The following is a 16811-nucleotide window of genomic DNA, read 5'->3' as shown; positions in this document are numbered from 1 at the left end:
TCGGACGCCCGGGGCCGCGCTCCGGCGTGACGGGTCCGCCCCGCCCCGCACCTCAGTGGGGAGGTGTGAGCTCGCGGTCCAGCACCGTCACCAGGCGGGGGCCCTTGCGGGCCTGGTCCAGGCGGAGCCGCGCGGAGCGCCCCGACAGGGCCAGCGTCATGAGCTGGTTGCCGAAGAACGGGCCGCCCGTACGCCGCCAGCTCAGCGGGGGCCGGCCCGTCCGGCCGTGCCGGGAGAACCCCCGGCCCAGCCACCGGCCCAGCCGCGACCAGCCCAGCCGGAAGCCCCATTTCACGGCCGTGTGGATGGAGTTGTGGACCGGGGAGCAGGTCAGCTGGAAGACCTGCGCCGTGCTGGGTATTCGGGGTTCGGCCACGTACGCGTGGTGCACGTCTCCCGAGAGCACGCACACCGTCGCCGGTGCCCGGGGGCCCGTGCCCACCTCCTCGATGAGGTCGCTCAGCGCCGCGAACGAGGCCGGGAACGCCGCCCAGTGCTCCAGATCGCTCCGCCGGCGCAGGTCCTCGCCGATCCGCGCCCACCGCGGGCCCCGCTCCCCGCGGCACAGCGCGGCGTTCCACACTTCCGCGTCGTGCACGAGCGGGGGCATCAGCCAGGGCAGTGAGGAGCCGATGAGGAGGTGGTCGTAAGCCCCGTGTCCGGCCAGGGCGTTCTCGCGCAGCCACCGCTGCTCCGCCGGGTCCAGCATGGCCCGCGCGTCCTCGGCGAGCACCCGGGCGGCCCGGGTGTCCACCATCAGCAGCCGGGACCGGCCGAAGTCGCGGCGGTAGCTCCAGCGGACCGTGGCCGGGTCGGCGTCCGCCGAGGTGGCGAAGGCCCGTAGCGCGTCGGTGCCGTCGGGGGTCGCCCGGACCGCCTCGAAGACGGGATCGGCCGCCAGTTCGGCGGGGGAGAGGTTCCCGAGGTGCTGGTACACCCAGTACGACATGAGGCCGCTGACGACCCGCTCCTGCCACCACGGGGTGGCCCGCATCTGCGCCAGCCACGCGGCGCTGGTGTTCCAGTCGTCGATGACGTCGTGGTCGTCGAACATGTGCAGGCTCGGGACGGTGGAGAGCAGCCAGCGGATCTCCGGATCGAGCCAGGACTCGTAGTAGAGCCGGGTGTACTCCTCGAAGTCCGCGACCTGGGCGCCGGGGGCCTCGCGCAGGTCCCGCCGGGCCGCCAGCCACCGGCGGGTGGAGCGGGAGAGCTGGTCCGCGTACACCTGGTCGCCGAGGAGGAGCAGGACGTCGGGCCGTACCGCCTCCGGGTCGGCGGCCAGAGCGGCGGCGAGTGTGTCGAGCGCGTCGGGGCCGTGCGGTCCGCGCTTGTCGGCAGGCGGGGCGGCCTGGCGGCAGGAGCCGAAGGTCAGGCGCAGATCGGGAGCGGCCGTGGACCCGGACCTGCGCGCGGGCGGGGTGGTGATGGTGCTCGCGGGGAACGGGCTGTCGGGCAGCGGCCAGACCCGGAGACCGTCGAGGAGGACCTCGTAGCCCGTGGTGGAGGCGGGGGTGAGGCCGGTGACGGTGATCAGGGCGTAGTGGTGGCCGGCTATCTGGAAGGTGTGCACGCTCCCGCCGGAGCCGTCGGCGCAGCGCACCTCGGCGGTGCACGGGCGGTCCGCCTCGATCCACAGGGTGGCGGAGTCGCCCGTGTCCCAGTCGACGTGGCGCAGCAGCGGTCCCAGGCGCAATGCCCCCATGCAACTCCCCCTCCTTCGTCCGGCCTTGCCGTTCGGTCACCGTACGACGCGGAGGGGGTGGTCCACCTCCCCCTGGCGGGGGAAAGATCTTTGGCCAGGGGTGGTGGGGAGGCGGGCCGTGCGGGGGTGGCGGGGTCAGCAGGCGTTGAGGATGTTGACCAGGGCCGTCTTCTCGGTCGAGTCCATGCTCAGGGCCCAGTACTGCTTCACCTCGACCCACATGCGCGCGTACGTACAGCGGTACGCCGTGCGCGGCGGGAGCCACTTGCCGGGGTCGAGGTCACCCTTCGCCTGGTTCACGTTGTCGGTGACCGCGATGAGCTGGGGGCGGGTGAGGTCGTTGGCGAACTGCTGGCGCTTGGCGGTGGTCCAGGAGTTGGCGCCGGAACGCCAGGCTTCGGCGAGGGGGACCATGTGGTCGATGTCGAGGTCCGAGGCGGCCGTCCAGGTGGCGCCGTCGTACTCGGAGTACCAGCTGCCGCTGACGGCCGCGCACGCGGAGTCCTGGACCACGCCCGAGCCGTCGCGCTTGAGGACGGTCTCGCGGGTGTTGCAGGTGCCGGAGACGGTGCTCCAGTGCGGGAAGAGGTCGCGGCTGTAACCGCTGGTGGTGCCCTCGGTCTTGGGGGTGACGGTGGCGAGGTAGGAGCGGGCGGCCGCGGCGCTGATGGGGGTGGGAGGGGAGGCGGCGGCGGTGGGGGCGGAGAGGAGGGTGGTCAGGGAGGCGGCCGCGAGTATGGAGGCGAATGCGCCGAGTCGACGCGCGTAGATGGAGGGCATGAGGGCTCCTGGGAGGGTGCGGGTGGGTGGGCTGATGGGTGCGGGTGGTGGGTGCGGGTGGTGGGTGGTGGGTTGTCGGGCCCGGCCATGCTGGCCGCGCCGGGTTTCGTGGGGATGGGCGCGAGGTGACAGTTTGAAGGCATGAGCATGTCATGGCGAGGTGGGTGACGGGCCTCGGGGTGGGGGGAGTTGGGGATGTGGGACGGCTTGGGCAGGTTGGGTGGGGGTGGGGTCAATGTCCCGGCCCGCTCCTGAGTCGTCCGGGGGAGGCGGCGGTGGCCGCGCGGGCGGCGGGCATGACGACGGCGCCGCGCCCGGTCGTTCCGGGGGCGGCGCCGTGATTGAAAATCAGGGTCGGGTGGTGAAGGGGTTGTTGTGGACCGTGTGGGAGCTGTAGGTGGTCCGGTCCTTGCGCAGTTGCTCGGTGCGCTCCAGCTCGATCAGCAGACCGTCCGCCGGGTCCGCGTGGCGGCGCCTTTCCCGGCGCATCACCTTGACGACGGCATAGAGCCCCGTGATCCCCATCAGGGCGAAGAGTGCGATCAGTTCGGTCATGGCATGTCCCCCGTGGTCCGTGATCCGTGTCCGTGATCCGTGGTTCTGTCGTCCCGTGATCCCGTGATCCCGTGATCCCGTGATCCCGTGATCCCGTGATCCAGTGATCCCGTAATCCCGTGCTCGTACCGCGCGTTCGGCGATCCGGTGCGCGGAGCCCGACCGTACCTCGCGTTGCCCGGCGGTACCTCGCGTTGTCAGACCCGGCTGCGAGGCTGAGGGCATGGAGACCACGTTGCAGCTGACCGTCGACTGCGCCGATCCGCGGGTGATGGTGACGTTCTGGACCGAAGCGCTGGGCTACGTGCCGGAGCCGGCTCCGGACGGGCATGCGACCTGGCGCGCGTACTGGGAGGGCATGGGGGTGCCCGAGGAGGAGCTGCCCGATGGGGTGGGGGACCTGCCGGAGTCGATCGTGGACCCGTCCGGGCGGGGGCCCCGGGTGTGGTTCCAGCAGGTTCCGGAGCCCAAGACGGGCAAGAACCGGATGCACTGGGACCTGAAGGTCAGCGGCGGGCGCGGAGTTCCGATGGAGCTCCGGATACGGAGGGTGGACGACACGGTGAAGCGGCTCACCGGGGCGGGGGCGACGGTGCTGCGTGTGCTGGACGAGTTGGAGACGCACTACGGGGTGGTGCTGCAGGACCCCGAGGGGAACGAGTTCTGCGTCGCCTGAGGGAACCGTGCCCGGATCGAGTGGTGGCAGTGCGCACCGGATCGGCGGGGGAGGGGAAGGGCGTGATGTCAGCCCGTTCCCGGAAGGCGCCGGCTTCGGTCATCCGGTCGACGGGGTTCGCCTGGAACTGTTCCGCCCGGCCGTCCAGCGTCGGGCCCGGCCCCGCCCGTCATGCCGTTGCCGGCCGGCCGCTCGACCAGGGTGTCGGGTCGTACGGCCGGCCGGCGGCGCGGTCGGCTGTCCGGGTCAGGCCGGCTGGACGGTGAGGGTGATGGAGCCGTCGGGGGAGGCGGTCACGGCGACGGCGGTCAGGTCGAGGACGTGGGCGGTCGGGCCGTGGGCGGCGGCGCGGGGGCCGACGCCGATGACCCGCATGCCCGCGGCCTGGCCCGCGGCGATGCCGGCGGCCGAGTCCTCGAAGACGATGCAGTCGGCCGGGTCCACGCCGAGAGCTGCCGCGCCCATCAGGAAGCCCTCGGGGTCGGGCTTACTGGCCTGCACGGACTCGGCGGTGACCCGGACCTCGGGCATCGGCAGGGCGGCGGCCGTCATCCGGGCCGTGGCCAGGGCCGTGTCGGCGGAGGTGACCAGGGCGTGCGGGAGTGCGCTGAGGGCGGCCATGAACGCGGGGGCGCCGCCGATCGGGACGACGCCCTCGGTGTCGGCGGTCTCGCGGGCGAGCATCACCGCGTTCTCGGCGAGGTTCTCCTCCATCGGGCGGTCCGGGAGAAGGATCGCCATGGTGGCGTAGCCCTGGCGGCCGTGGACCACCTTGAGGGATTCCTCCGGATCCAGGCCGTGGGCGACGGCCCAGTCGTACCAGCAGCGCTCGACCACCGCGTCCGAGTTGACGATGGTGCCGTCCATGTCCAGGAGCAGGGCCTTGGCGGTCAGGACGGTGGGGGTGGGTGCGGGGGCGGTGGTGGTGCTGGCCGGCATCGGAGAGGCTCCAGACGGGACGGGAAAGAGAACAAGTGGTTCCGTCCACCGGTCAGGGAGTGAGGACGGAACCACTTTGTTCCTGAAGAATACAAAACGGGGAGGGGTGCTCGCCACCGGATGCGGTGTGTTCTATCCCTCCAAGGCGCGACGGGTCGCCGGACCGTAGACGCCCCAAGGGTCCTCGTCGATGCCGTTGTACGCCTGGAACGTCGAGACGGCCGATTCCGTACGGGCGCCGTACCGGCCGTCGTACCTTCCGCGGTAGATGCCCTGCGCCGCGAGCAGGCGCTGGAGCTTCTCGACCTCGGGGCCCGAGTCCCCGTACCGCAGGGTCGGCGCGTGCGTCGGGGGCCGCGAGGTCGGCGAGGAGCTCCGGCTCGGGGTGGGCGACGGCGCGGCCGAGGGGGTCGAGGAACGGGTCGGGGTGGGGGAGGCCGAGGGGGACGGGGAAGCGGACGTCGACCGGGAGGGGCTGGGGGAGGGCGACGGGGAGGGGGACGCCGACGGGGAGGGAGAGGGAGAGTGGCTGGTGCTCCCGGCGGGCCGTGACGGGGCGGCCTGGGCGAGGCCGGCCGAGGGGGAGGAGGGCTTCGCGTCGGCGAGGCTGGCATCCGGCGAGGCGGAACCCGAGGTGAACCGCAGGGCGAGGACGGCTGCGCCGATCAGCACGATGGCGGCTGCGGCGGCGGGGATCGGGCGTATGCGGCGCCGCGGGGGTCTGGGCGGGTACGGCCCGCCTGCGCCGTTGGGTCCGTGGGCGTCGTAGGCCGGGCCGGGCTGGTTCGCCGTGTGGGCCTCGGGCGACCCGTGTGGGCCGTTGGCCCCGGGTGTCCCGGGAGCGGCGTACGGCTCGTACGCCGGGACGGGGCGCAGCTGCATCGTTTCTTCGGGCAGGGACGCTACGGGCGTCCCGTACGCGGGAGTGTCAGCCCCGGTCGGCGGCTGCGCGGCGGGGGTCTGGCGGGTGGGGCGTGACGGGTTGCCGGCGCTGTCGGCCGGCCCGGGGTGGGGCGACGCGGGGTCGACCGGGCCGGGGTAGGCCGGGAAGCCGGCCGCCCCGCCGGCCTGGTGCGGCGAGCTGCCCGCCGGGCCGGTGATGGTCGGCTCGGGGTGGGCGGCGGCGCCTGCGGGGCCGGTGTAGGGCGGCAGATTGGCCGTGCGGACCGGGTACGGCGCGGTGTCCACCGGGTCGGTGTGGCGTGGCGGGGTGTCATCCGGACCGGGGCGGGCGGAGGCGGTGCCCGGTTGGCCGGGGTGCGCCGAGGGGTCTGCGGGGCCGGGGGCTGCGCCCCGGTGGGTGGAGGCCGCTGCCGCGCCTGGGTGTGAAGGAGCTGCTGGTGGGCCCGCGTGCCCCGCGGCACCTGCCGCGCTTAGGTGGGCCGGGGAGTTTGGCGTGCCCGGGTGGTTCATGGTGGTTGCCGCGCCCGGGTACGGCGGGGTGCTTGGCGCGTCAAGGTGGGCTGGGGAGCCAGGTCGGCCCGGGTTTGCGGGGGAAGCCGGGTGGGCTGGGGTGGCTGGTGGGCCCGGGTGGTTCGTGGTGCCTGCCGCGCCCGGGTGGGCTGGGGTGTCAGGCCGGCCTGGGTGTGCCGGCGAAGCCGGGTGGGCCGGGGCGTCTGCCGCGCCCGAGTGGGCTGGGGTTGCCGGGGTTCGGGGTGGGGTCGGGAGGGAGATGTAGGGGCGGATGCGGAGGGGTTGGAAGGTTGGTGCGCAGTCGCAGGGGCCTTCCGTCGTGCCGCAATCCGGACAGTGCTCAGTGCTCACTCGAATCCCTCCCCTAGGCCGTCTCTTTCGGATCTTGCCGGGCCCGCGACGCCTGGCAGTGCGGCCAGGCACGGCACCAGACGCCGCGGACTCAGCCGACAAGATCCGAAAGAGACGACCTGGCCGCTGCCAGCGATTATGCAGACCCCCGGTAACCCGCCCAACCCGCCCGAGAGGCCATAACGGGACACACCGCTCAGGATGGAGGAGTCGATCAGGCCCGAGGAGGAGCCGATGGTGCAGGACGTGACCACGGAGCCCGGCCCGCGGAAGCGGACATCCGGCCCCAGCGCCGAACACGCCTCGCGTGAGGTGCTCGTTTCCATCGGAGCGCTGCTGCTGGGGCTGCTCATCTCTTCGCTCGACCAGACCATCGTGTCGACGGCCCTGCCGACGATCGTCAGCGATCTCGGCGGTATGGCGCACCTGTCGTGGGTGGTCACGGCCTACATGCTCGCCTCGACGGCCGCCACGCCGCTGTGGGGCAAGCTCGGGGACCAGTACGGGCGCAAGAAGCTCTTCCAGTCCGCCATCGTGCTCTTCCTGATCGGGTCCGCGCTGTGCGGCCTCGCGCAGAACATGCCGCAGCTCATCGGCTTCCGCGCGCTCCAAGGGCTGGGCGGCGGCGGGCTCATGGTGCTGTCGATGGCGATCGTCGGGGACATCGTCCCGCCGCGCGAACGCGGCAAGTACCAAGGGCTCTTCGGCGCGGTCTTCGGAGCCACCAGCGTGCTGGGTCCGCTGCTGGGCGGACTGTTCGTGGATCATCTGTCGTGGCGCTGGGTCTTCTACATCAACCTCCCCATCGGGCTGGTCGCCCTCGTCGTCATCGCCGCCAGCCTGAAGATCCCGGTGCGTACCGAGAAGCACACCATCGACTACCTCGGCACCTTCCTCATCGCCTCCGTCGCGACCTGTCTGGTGCTCGTGGCCTCGCTCGGGGGGACGTGGGGCTGGAGTTCCCCGGAGATCATCGGGCTCGCGGTGCTCGGCCTCGTCCTGCTGGTCTGCTTCGTGCTCGTCGAGCGGCGGGCCGTGGAGCCGGTGCTCCCGCTCAAGCTGTTCCGGATCCGGACCTTCACCCTCTGCTCGCTCATCAGCTTCATCGTCGGCTTCGCGATGTTCGGTGCGATGGTCTACCTGCCGACCTTCCTCCAGGTGGTCCAGGGCGTCTCCCCGACCATGTCGGGCGTCCACATGCTGCCGATGGTGCTCGGACTGCTGATCACCTCCACGGTGTCCGGTCAGATCGTCAGCCGCACCGGGCGCTGGAAGGTCTTCCCGATCGCGGGCACGGCCCTGACCGCGGTCGGGCTGCTGCTCCTGCACCAGCTGGAGCGCACCAGCTCCACCTGGGAAATGAGCGTCTACTTCTTCGTCTTCGGCGCCGGCCTCGGACTCGTCATGCAGGTGCTCGTCCTCGTCGTGCAGAACTCCGTCAGCTACGCCGACCTCGGCGTCGCCACCTCCGGTGCCACCTTCTTCCGGTCCATCGGCGCCTCCTTCGGCGTCGCCATCTTCGGCACGATCTTCACCAACCGGCTCGACGACAAGCTGGCCGGTGCGCTCAAGGGGATCCCGCTGCCGCCGGGGGTGGACGCGGGCAGGCTCGAAGCCGACCCGCGCGCCATCGGGGCCCTCCCCGCCGTGCTGCGACCACGCGTGCTCGACGCCTACGCCACCTCCATCACCGACGTCTTCCTCTACGCGGCGCCCGTGGTGCTGGTGGCCTTCGTCGTGGCCTGGTTCCTCAAGGAGGACAAGCTGCGCGCTTCGGTGACGGCCCCCGATGTCACCGAGACCCTCGCCTCCAACCCCGTCCAGCGCTCATCGCGGGAGGAGGTCGCCCGCGCCCTGACGGTGCTCGGGACCCTCCAGGGCCGCAAGCACGTCTACGAGAAGATCACCGAGAAGGCCGGCTACGACCTGCTGCCCGCCGCCAGCTGGCTGCTGCTGCGGATCAAGAGGTACGGGAGCGCCGACCCGGCCGTGCTCGCCGAGAAGACCATGGTGCCGCTGCGGGCCATCACGGACGCGGGCCGCCAGATCGAGGAACGGGGGCTCGCCGTCCGCGACGGTCTGCCGCTGGTCCTGACGGACAAGGGACGCGAGAGCGCGCTGAAGCTGTCCGCCGCGCGGGAGGAGTCGCTCGCCGAACTGCTCGGCGACTGGTGGACCGCGGACCGCCCGACCGACCTGTCCGAGCTGGTCGCCGAGATCAACTCGGAGCTCTGCGGTTCCGTCGACGAGGAGCCCTACGAGGCCCTGCCCCGCCGGGACCACTCCGCCAGGTGAACCACCGTGCCGGGTGAGCCGCTGATCCCGGTGAGCCCCCGGTCCCGGTGAGCTGCCGGTCCCGGTGAGCCGCCGGTCCCCGTGGGCTGCCCCGCCGGGTGAGCGGTCAGGCCAGGCGCTTCTCGAACCAGTGCTCGGCGTAGGGGCCGGAGCTGTAGGCGGGTATCTCCGCGTACCCGTGGCGCGCGTACAGCGCGCGGGCCTCCACCAGGTCGGAGCGGGTGTCCAGCCGGACCCGCTCGGCGCCCAGCGCGCGGCCCGCGTCCTCCAGGACCCGGAGCAGGGCCGCCCCGCCACCCGTACCGCGGGCGCGCGGGTCCACGTACAACCGGGTGAGCTCGGCGGTGACGGGATCCAGGAGGCGTATCCCGCCGCAGGCGAGGGGCCGACCGTCCAGTCTGCCGACCACGAACCGGCCCGTCGGCGCCGTGAGGTCGTCGTCCGGGAAGTCCAGCAGGCCCTGGTCGATCTCGGCCTCGGTCACGGACCGCCGCCAGTACCGGCCGGCCACTTCCGCGTAGTAACCGCGGCGCAGCAGCGTGGCGTCCGGGGTGGTGAACGGCTCGGCGATCACCTGCCAGGTCCCGGATGGGGAGGGAGAGGGGACGGGGGTGGGTGGGCGGGCTGTGGTCGGCATCGGCGACGTGGCTGTGAGGAGCGGCTCGTTGCTGGTCATGCCGTCATTGTGGAGCGGTCCGCGGCCGTCCGCGTTGGAATATCCACAGGGCCGGGCCGATGATAGGAAAAGGGTCAAAACGTACGCACGAAGGGCGTGACCGTCATGTCGGAGCATCCTGACTGTGCCCTGATCCGCCGCGGCTACGAGGCCTTCGGCCAGGGCGACATGGAGAAGCTGAGCACCATGATGACGGCCGACGTCATCCAGCACGTCCCCGGCAGCAGCCCCATCTCCGGACACCACAAGGGGCGCGAGGCAGTTCTGGACCTCTACCGCCGGATGGGAGAGGAGACGCGCGGCACCATGCGGCTCCACTTGGACAAACTGCTCGCCGACGGCCGCGGCCACGTCATGAGTTTCCACACAACGCGCGCCGATCGCGGCGACCGCGGGATCGAGATCCACGAGGGCATCTTCTTCACGATCGTCGGCGGGAAGATCAGCGACCTCGACGTCTGCATCGAGGACATCGACGAGATGAACGCCTTCTGGGGCTGAGCCGGACGGCAGCGAAGGGCGAAGGGCGAACGGAGAAGGACGAAGGCGAAGGCGAAGGGAGACGGCCGGGCCCGGAGCCGTGGCTCCGGGCCCGGCCGGTGCTCAGCCCTGCTTCGGCGCAGCCTGCTGCACGACCTCGAACGACCACACCGACGAGCCCGTTGCGGCGGGCTTCGGCCGCTCCGCACCGCCCTCGGCGCCCGCCGAGCCGCCCGCGCCGCCGCCCTGGTGGGCCGCCTTCATGGGGCCCTCCATCCACGCCTGGAAGTCCTCCTCGGAACGCCACCGCGTGTACACGAGATACTGGTCGGTGCCCTCGACGGGCCGGAGCAGCTCGAACCATTCGAAGCCGTCCGAGTTCTCCACGGAGCCGGCGCGGGAGGCGAACCGCTGCTCCAGAACCGCGCGCTGTTCGTCCGGGACGGTGAGGGCGTTGATCTTCACGATGCTCATGCCCGCCATCCTAGGTATCGCGCGGGGGATATCGTCGTCCGGGTAAATGAAGCGCGCGGTATGAAACGCAGTACGAAACGCGGCAGCCAGGCGAAGTCGGGGTTGCAGTCAACAGGGCGGGAGGCCGGCGAGGCGTGGCGAACGCGGCGGAGCACAGTGGTGCGAACGGACATGCCGGGGTCATAGGCGGTAGCGGCGGAAGACTCGGGGCGGCACGCCTCATGCTGTGGGCGCTGGCCCTGGTGCTCGCCGTCAGGCAGGCCTCGGTCGTGCTGCGCGTGCCACCGGGCGAGTGGCTCAGCGGCTTCCACCTCCCGGGCAGCCTGCCGGGCTCGCTCTACACGAACGGCCAGTTCACCGGGACCCCCTTCGCGGGGCTGGTCCTCAAGCCGCTCCTGGGCCTCGCCGCGCCCTCCCTGGAGGTGGCCTGGACCTGCGTGACCCTGCTGCTCGTCGCCGCCGTCGGGCTGGTCGCCGCGCGCGCCCTGCCCGACCCCGTGCCCCGGCGCACCGCGCTGCTCGCCGCGCCCGTGCTGGTCGCGCTGATGATGGTCTCGCTGCCCGTCCGCGAGGCCGCGATGCCCGGGCAGACCGCCGTGCTGCCGGTGCTGCTGGTGCTCCTCGCCGTGTTCCGGGTCCCGAGCGAACGCCCCTCCGGGTTCCTGATCGGCCTGGCCGCCGCCCTCCAGCCCGCGCTGCTGCTCTTCGCACCGCTGCTGTGGCTGTCCGGACGCAGGACCTCCGCGCGCTCCGCCGCCGTGACCTTCGCCGGCGCCACCGCGCTGTCCTGGGCGGCCCTGCCGAGCGACTCGTGGACGTACTGGGTCCAGCACCTGGTCGGCACCGGGCTCGGCGGCGCACCCGACGGCCTCGCCAACCAGTCCGTGCACGGCGCACTGCTGCGCCTGGGCCTGTCCGGCCCCGGCGAGATCCTGCTCTACGCCGCCCTCGCGGCCGCGATCGTCTGGATCGGCCTGCGCCGCGCGGCCCGCTACGCGCGGGACGGCCAGCTGCTGCTCGCCGTCGCCATCACCGGCTGCGTGGCCGTCGCCGTGTCCCCGACGGGCTGGCGCCACCAGCTGCTGTGGGTGCTGCTCGCCGTCGCGGGCAAGGTCGGCAAGCGGGCCGCCGACCGGCCGGTGTGGCCGGTGGCCGTGGTCCTCGCCATGACCCTGCCGAGCGACGTGCTGCTGCCCAACCTGGTCGCGCTGGCGCCCGTACGGGACAACGTGCTGCTCCTCGCGGCCCTCGCGGCGGCCTGCGCCGTGCCGTTCCTGCCGCGCTCGTCCCCGTACTGGCGCGAGCCCGTCCCCACGGCCTACGGCCGGCCCGCGCCCGCGCGGTGGGCGCGGGTGCCGCTGCTGCCGTTCTGGCGGCGGGTGCTGTCGCGTCCGAACCTGTTGCTGGAACTGCTCCTGATACGGGTCGGGTACTCGCTCTACTCGCACATCCGGGCCGCCGCGCCCACCAGCCGCACGCTCGCGGAGGGCAACGGCAGCCGGATCCACGGGATCGAGAAGGCGCTCGGCATCGACATCGAGCACGCCGTGAACCACGCGGTGGTGAGCGTGCCGTGGCTGGAGGCGTTCTTCAACTTCTACTACACGTCCTTCCACTTCGTGGTCCCGCTGGCGATCCTCGCGGTGCTGTACTGGCGCCGGCCCAAGGACTACCGCTGGGCGCGGGCCTCCCTGGGGCTCGCGACCGTGCTGGCGCTCATAGGTTTCTGGCTGTACCCGCTGGCGCCGCCGCGGCTGATGCCGGGGCTGGGGTTCATCGACACCGTGCACGGGGTGCAGGACCTGGCGAACCCGAGCTACGGGGCCATGACGGCGATCTCCAACCAGTACGCGGCGATGCCCTCGCTGCACTTCGGCTGGTCGCTGTGGTGCGGGGTGGTGATCGTCACGCTCGCGCCGAGGGGGTGGCAGAAGCTGCTGGGGGCGCTGCATCCGACGATCACCGTGTGCGCGATCGTTGCCACCGCCAACCACTGGGTGCTCGACGCGGTCGGGGGTGCGGTGGTCGTGGGGGCCGGGTTCGGGCTCGTGTACGTACTGTCCGGTCCCCGGGGGGATGCGGTGCCGGCCGGGGTTTCCGTGCCGCGGCCTCGGAGGCCGGAACGGGTGGGGGCGGGGTCCGCGGGGTCCGCGGAGCGGACTCGGGCCTGAGCTGTGGGGTCGGGTGCGGTCGGGTGACGCGCGAAGGGGTGCCGGGGCGGTGTAGCAGCCCGCCCCGGCACCCCTTCGCGATGGATCGCCGCGTTCTGCCAGGATCCGCCCGCGGGGTGGCTTGCGCCACTTGGGGCGGGGCCGGCCCGGCCTGGGCGGAGTGGGGCGGGGCGGGCCGGACCGGACCGGAGTGGGGCTGGGTGGTACGGGGCGGGGCGGCGGGCCGGTGCGGGTGGTTCGGCCCTGCGGGGCGAGGTCCCCTACCCACCCTTCGCCCGTTCCCCGGGGCTGCGCCCCGGACCCCTTTCGGGCTGCGCCCGGGCCCCTCGGGGCTGCGCCCCGGGCCCCTCGGGGCTGTGCCCCGGACCCCTTCGGGCTGCGCCCGGGCACCATGAGGCTCTGCCCTGGGCCATCTTCGGGCTGCGTCCCCTACCTGCCTTGGGGCTGCGCCCCGAACCCGATTCGGGCTGCGCCCGGGCCCCCTTGGGGCTGCGCCCCGGACCTGCTTCGGGCTGCGCCCGGGCCCCTTGGGGCTGCGCCCCGGGCCACCTTCGGGCTGCGCCTCCGGCCTGCCTTGGGGCCGTGCCCCTGGCCCCTTTCGGGCTGCGCCCGCGCTTCCTTGGGGCTGCGCCCCGGACCTGCCTTGCGCTGCGCCCGGGCCCCTTGGGGCCGCGCCCCGGGCTGCCTTGGGCTGCGCCCCGGACCCGCCCGTGGGGCGTCGTTGCTGGGGGCCGGGCCGCCGGGCCTCGAGCGCCGGAGGGGCTGGGATGGGGTGGGCCGGGGCTATTCCGTTGGGAGGTTCGCCACTACCAGGGCTATGGCCGCCCGGGCCGTGTCGGCTTCGCCCAGGACCGTGGTCTGGCGGGGGCCTCGGACGCGGAAGCGGCCGTCGGGGAGGGGTTCCACTGCCGGGGCGGTCACGGCGAAGGGGTGGCCCGCGGAGGCGCTGAACCACAGGGTGAAGTGGCTGGTGTACGGGTAGAGCCGGCGCAGTTCAGGCTCCTCGCGGGCGGCCTCGATGAGGGCCAGGACCCCTTGGCTCAGGGGCTCGGACCCGTCGCCGAGATCGACCATCCGCTGCCACGTCGTGGGCAGCCGCTGCCAACGTCTCGCGCTGGGGTCATCGAGGTTCATCCGGGCAGTCTGGGGTCCGGCCCGCCGCCAAGGCAATGATCCCGAAGGTGGCGGGATGGTAACGACCGGTGACTGGTGGGTAACAACCGAGGGGTTGTCGGGGGTGGCCGGGAGTGGCGGGGGTGGCCGGGAGTGGCGGGGGTGGTCGGGGGTGGTGGGGGTGGTCAGGGACGGCAGGGGCCGGGCGTGGGAGGTGGGGCCCCTGCCGTCCTGGGTCACGGGTCAGCCGTGGCTGACCCGGAGTTCCTTGATGCCGTTCAGCCAGGCCGCGCGCAGCCGGCGCGGGCCCTCGCCGACGAGGTGCAGGTCGGGCAGGGCGTCGGCCAGGGCGTTGAACATCAGGTCGATCTCCATGATGGCCAGCGACTTGCCGAGGCAGAAGTGCGGGCCGCCGCCGCCGAAGCCCAGGTGGGGGTTGGGGTCGCGGGTGATGTCGAAGCGTTCGGGGTCGGTGAAGGCCTCGGGGTCGTGGTTGGCGGAGGAGTAGAACATGCCGACGCGGTCGCCGGCCTTGATCTTCTGCCCGCCCAGTTCGGTGTCCTGGGTGGCGGTGCGCTGGAAGGACACCACGGGGGTGGCCCAGCGGACGATCTCCTCGGCGGCGGTGGAGGGCCGGGTGCGCTTGTACAGCTCCCACTGCTCGGGATGGGTCAGGAAGGCGTGCATGCCGTGGCTGATGGCGTTGCGGGTGGTCTCGTTGCCCGCGACCGCCAGAAGGAGGACGAAGAAGCCGAACTCGTCGGAGCCCAGGTTGCCCTGGCCCTCGGCGGCCACGAGCTGCGTGACGATGTCCTTGGCCGGACACTCCTTGCGGGCGGCGGACAGGTTCATCGCGTAGCCGATCAGCTCCGCCGCGGCGTTGCCGCCGACCTCGGCGGTGATCGCGTACTCCGGGTCGTCGTACGCGATCATCTTGTTCGACCAGTCGAAGATCCGGGACCGGTCCTCCTGCGGTACGCCGATCAGTTCGGCGATGGCCTGGAGCGGCAGTTCGCACGCGACCTGGGTGACGAAGTCGAAGCTGCCGTCGGCGGAGGCCTCCACGGCCTCCGCGACGATCTTCCGGGCGCGGTCGCGCAGGGCGTCCTCCAGCCCGCGGATGGCCCGCGGGGTGAAGCCGCGCTGCACGATCTGGCGTACGCGGGTGTGTTCCGGCGGATCCATGTTCAACATGATCAGTCGCTGGGCATCTATCGCATCGCGCTGGATGTGTTCGTTGAAGCGGATGATCGCCGTGTTGGTGGTGGAGGAGAACAGCTCCGGGTGCGTGGAGATGTACTTGACGTCCGCGTGCCGGGTGACGGCCCAGTACCCCTCGTCGTCGAAGCCGGTGATGCCCCGCTCCTGCGGGCACCACCACACGGGTGCGGTCTGCCGCAGCGACGCGAACTCGGGGTACGGGACCCGGTCTTGGAGCACGTCCGGGTCGGTGGCGTCGAAGCCTTCGGGCAGTGCGGGGCAGGTCATCGGGCGACTCCAAGGTCTGACGGCCCATCAGAAGTTGGCTTGAAGGTAGTAACGAGTTCTAGAAGTGACAAGGGGCCCCGCGCCAACTGTTGCGTGTGGAATCCGTGGAAGCCGCGTGCAAGACCCTTGCGTACCGGGTGTTCTGGTCATAAGACTGCGGGGAGAACTAGAACGCGTACTAGTTCGGGTGGGGCGCCGGGACGGCCCGCCCGTCAGCTGAGGCGCGCTAGCCGATGCGCGCTGTGCGCTACGCAGGAGCAGGAGAGGACGAGCTCATGGCCGCGGAACCCGTCATCGTCGAAGCCGTACGCACCCCGATCGGCAAGCGCGGGGGCGCGCTCGCCAATCTTCATCCCGCCTACCTCCTCGGCGAGACCTACCGCGAACTCCTCGCCCGCACCGGAATCCAGCCCGACTGCGTGGAGCAGATCGTCGGCGGCACCGTCACCCACGCCGGCGAGCAGTCGATGAACCCGGCCCGCAACGCCTGGCTGGCCATGGGCCTCCCGTACGAGACCGCCGCGACCACCGTGGACTGTCAGTGCGGCAGTTCCCAGCAGGCCAACCACATGGTCGCCAACATGATCTCCGGCGGTGTCATGGACATCGGCATCGCCTGCGGGGTCGAGGCCATGACCCGCGTCCCCCTCGGCTCCGGCTCCAAGCACGGCCCGGGCAAGCCCTTCCCGGACGAGTGGAACGTCGACCTCCCGAACCAGTTCGAGGCCGCCGAGCGCATCGCGCGGCGCCGGGGCCTGACCCGCGAGGACGTGGACCGCCTCGGCGTCCTGTCCCAGGAGCGGGCCGCCACCGCGTGGGCCGAGGAGCGGTTCAAGCGGGAGACCTTCGCCGTGCAGGTGCCCACCACCGAGGCCGAGCAGGCCGCCGGCCAGGGCATGTGGCGGCTGGTCGACCGGGACGAGGGCCTGCGCGACACCTCCATGGAGGGCCTGGCCCGGCTCAAGCCGGTCATGCCGACCGCCGTGCACACCGCCGGGAACTCCTCGCAGATATCCGACGGCGCCGCCGCCGTGATGTGGGCCTCGCGCAAGATGGCCCGCGCGCTCAAGCTGCGGCCGCGCGCCCGGATCGTCGCCCAGACGCTGGTCGGCTCCGACCCGCACTTCCATCTGGACGGGCCGATCGACGCGACGCGGGCGGTACTGGGCAAGGCCGGCATGTCGCTGAAGGACATCGACCTCGTCGAGATCAACGAGGCCTTCGCCTCCGTCGTCCTCAGCTGGGCCCAGGTCTTCGACCAGGACCTGGAGAAGGTCAACGTCAACGGCGGCGGCATCGCCATCGGCCACCCCGTCGGTGCGACCGGGGCCCGGCTGATCACCACCGCCCTGCACGAGCTGGAGCGGCGGGACAAGGAGTTCGCGCTGATCACCATGTGCGCGGGTGGCGCGCTGGCGACCGGCACCATCATCCAGCGGCTGTAGCACTGCTGCGCCGCCTTTGGACCCTGTGGGATGGGATCGCGAAGGCCCCGGAGGCCGGACCTGGGGAGGTCGGCCGCCGGGGCCTTCGCATGCGCTGGTGTTCCGCTCTGGTCCGCTGGTCCGCGTGGTCCACGTGATCCGCGTGGTCCGCGTGGTCCGCTGGTGGTTTAGTACCAGTGGTGGTTCTGCCAGAAGGTCCAGGCGCCCTGGGGGCTGCCGTAGCGGGAGTTCATGTAGTCCAGGCCCCACT

15 protein-coding genes are annotated in these 16811 nt (G+C 72.3%); 5 read left to right on the top strand and 10 right to left on the bottom strand.

All coding sequences use genetic code 11. The features are described 5' to 3' along the window. Positions 1 to 52: 52 nt before the first annotated feature. From ACWCP2_RS27395 to ACWCP2_RS27385, 3 genes are all read right to left on the bottom strand, one after another. Positions 53 to 1705, bottom strand: coding sequence for an alkaline phosphatase D family protein (locus ACWCP2_RS27395; RefSeq protein ID WP_450911249.1), 1653 nt, complete (start codon positions 1703 to 1705; stop codon positions 53 to 55). Positions 1706 to 1840: 135 nt separating this feature from the next. After that, the gene (locus tag ACWCP2_RS27390) at positions 1841 to 2485 is read right to left on the bottom strand and encodes an HNH endonuclease family protein (RefSeq protein WP_450911248.1); all 645 of its coding nucleotides are present in this window, start codon (positions 2483 to 2485) and stop codon (positions 1841 to 1843) included. Positions 2486 to 2833: 348 nt separating this feature from the next. Next, positions 2834 to 3040, bottom strand: coding sequence for a hypothetical protein (locus tag ACWCP2_RS27385; RefSeq protein ID WP_450911247.1), 207 nt, complete (start codon positions 3038 to 3040; stop codon positions 2834 to 2836). Positions 3041 to 3263: 223 nt separating this feature from the next. Between ACWCP2_RS27385 and ACWCP2_RS27380 the strand changes: the two genes are divergently transcribed. Further along, complete coding sequence (locus ACWCP2_RS27380; protein ID WP_450911246.1) at positions 3264 to 3716, top strand: VOC family protein; 453 nt, start codon at positions 3264 to 3266, stop codon at positions 3714 to 3716. Between the two features lie 246 nt (positions 3717 to 3962). On the opposite strand, the gene ACWCP2_RS27375 is transcribed toward ACWCP2_RS27380, so the two are convergent. After that, positions 3963 to 4655: an HAD-IA family hydrolase gene (locus ACWCP2_RS27375; protein WP_450911245.1), complete on the bottom strand. Its 693-nt coding sequence runs from the start codon at positions 4653 to 4655 to the stop codon at positions 3963 to 3965. 132 nt (positions 4656 to 4787) lie between these two features. Continuing rightward, complete coding sequence (locus tag ACWCP2_RS27370; protein WP_450911244.1) at positions 4788 to 5843, bottom strand: peptidoglycan-binding protein; 1056 nt, start codon at positions 5841 to 5843, stop codon at positions 4788 to 4790. Between the two features lie 810 nt (positions 5844 to 6653). Here ACWCP2_RS27370 and ACWCP2_RS27365 point away from each other — a divergent pair. Continuing rightward, positions 6654 to 8714 (top strand): DHA2 family efflux MFS transporter permease subunit, encoded by a 2061-nt coding sequence (locus ACWCP2_RS27365; RefSeq protein ID WP_450911243.1) that lies wholly within the window; start codon positions 6654 to 6656, stop codon positions 8712 to 8714. Between the two features lie 106 nt (positions 8715 to 8820). Here ACWCP2_RS27365 and ACWCP2_RS27360 read toward each other — a convergent pair whose 3' ends face one another. Further along, positions 8821 to 9351 (bottom strand): GNAT family N-acetyltransferase, encoded by a 531-nt coding sequence (locus tag ACWCP2_RS27360; protein WP_450911289.1) that lies wholly within the window; start codon positions 9349 to 9351, stop codon positions 8821 to 8823. A 144-nt stretch (positions 9352 to 9495) separates the two neighbouring features. Between ACWCP2_RS27360 and ACWCP2_RS27355 the strand changes: the two genes are divergently transcribed. Further along, positions 9496 to 9891 (top strand): nuclear transport factor 2 family protein, encoded by a 396-nt coding sequence (locus ACWCP2_RS27355; RefSeq protein WP_450911242.1) that lies wholly within the window; start codon positions 9496 to 9498, stop codon positions 9889 to 9891. A gap of 102 nt (positions 9892 to 9993) precedes the next feature. Here ACWCP2_RS27355 and ACWCP2_RS27350 read toward each other — a convergent pair whose 3' ends face one another. Beyond that, a complete protein-coding gene (locus tag ACWCP2_RS27350; protein ID WP_450911241.1) occupies positions 9994 to 10344 on the bottom strand; it encodes an antibiotic biosynthesis monooxygenase family protein in 351 nt (116 codons plus the stop codon). 221 nt (positions 10345 to 10565) lie between these two features. On the opposite strand from ACWCP2_RS27350, the gene ACWCP2_RS27345 reads away from it, so the two are divergent. Beyond that, a complete protein-coding gene (locus ACWCP2_RS27345) occupies positions 10566 to 12515 on the top strand; it encodes a bifunctional glycosyltransferase 87/phosphatase PAP2 family protein (protein WP_450911240.1) in 1950 nt (649 codons plus the stop codon). Between the two features lie 783 nt (positions 12516 to 13298). Here ACWCP2_RS27345 and ACWCP2_RS27340 read toward each other — a convergent pair. Both ACWCP2_RS27340 and ACWCP2_RS27335 read right to left on the bottom strand, forming a co-directional pair. Then, positions 13299 to 13649, bottom strand: a complete 351-nt coding sequence (locus ACWCP2_RS27340; protein WP_450911239.1) for a DUF6193 family natural product biosynthesis protein — start codon at positions 13647 to 13649, stop codon at positions 13299 to 13301. A gap of 222 nt (positions 13650 to 13871) precedes the next feature. Next, complete coding sequence (locus tag ACWCP2_RS27335) at positions 13872 to 15116, bottom strand: cytochrome P450 (protein WP_450911238.1); 1245 nt, start codon at positions 15114 to 15116, stop codon at positions 13872 to 13874. Positions 15117 to 15391: 275 nt separating this feature from the next. On the opposite strand from ACWCP2_RS27335, the gene ACWCP2_RS27330 reads away from it, so the two are divergent. Continuing rightward, positions 15392 to 16561 carry a steroid 3-ketoacyl-CoA thiolase gene (locus ACWCP2_RS27330; RefSeq protein WP_450911237.1) on the top strand — a complete coding sequence of 390 codons (1170 nt, stop codon included), beginning with the start codon at positions 15392 to 15394 and terminating at the stop codon, positions 16559 to 16561. Between the two features lie 167 nt (positions 16562 to 16728). Here ACWCP2_RS27330 and ACWCP2_RS27325 read toward each other — a convergent pair. Continuing rightward, positions 16729 to 16811 (bottom strand): aggregation-promoting factor C-terminal-like domain-containing protein (locus tag ACWCP2_RS27325; RefSeq protein WP_450911288.1); only part of this gene is annotated, 83 nt, incomplete at its 5' end.

It is taken from the genome of Streptomyces sp. NPDC002104 (assembly GCF_053593795.1).
The sequence above is the reverse complement of the archived record's forward strand: the minus strand, read 5'-3'. Positions and strand labels throughout refer to the sequence as shown.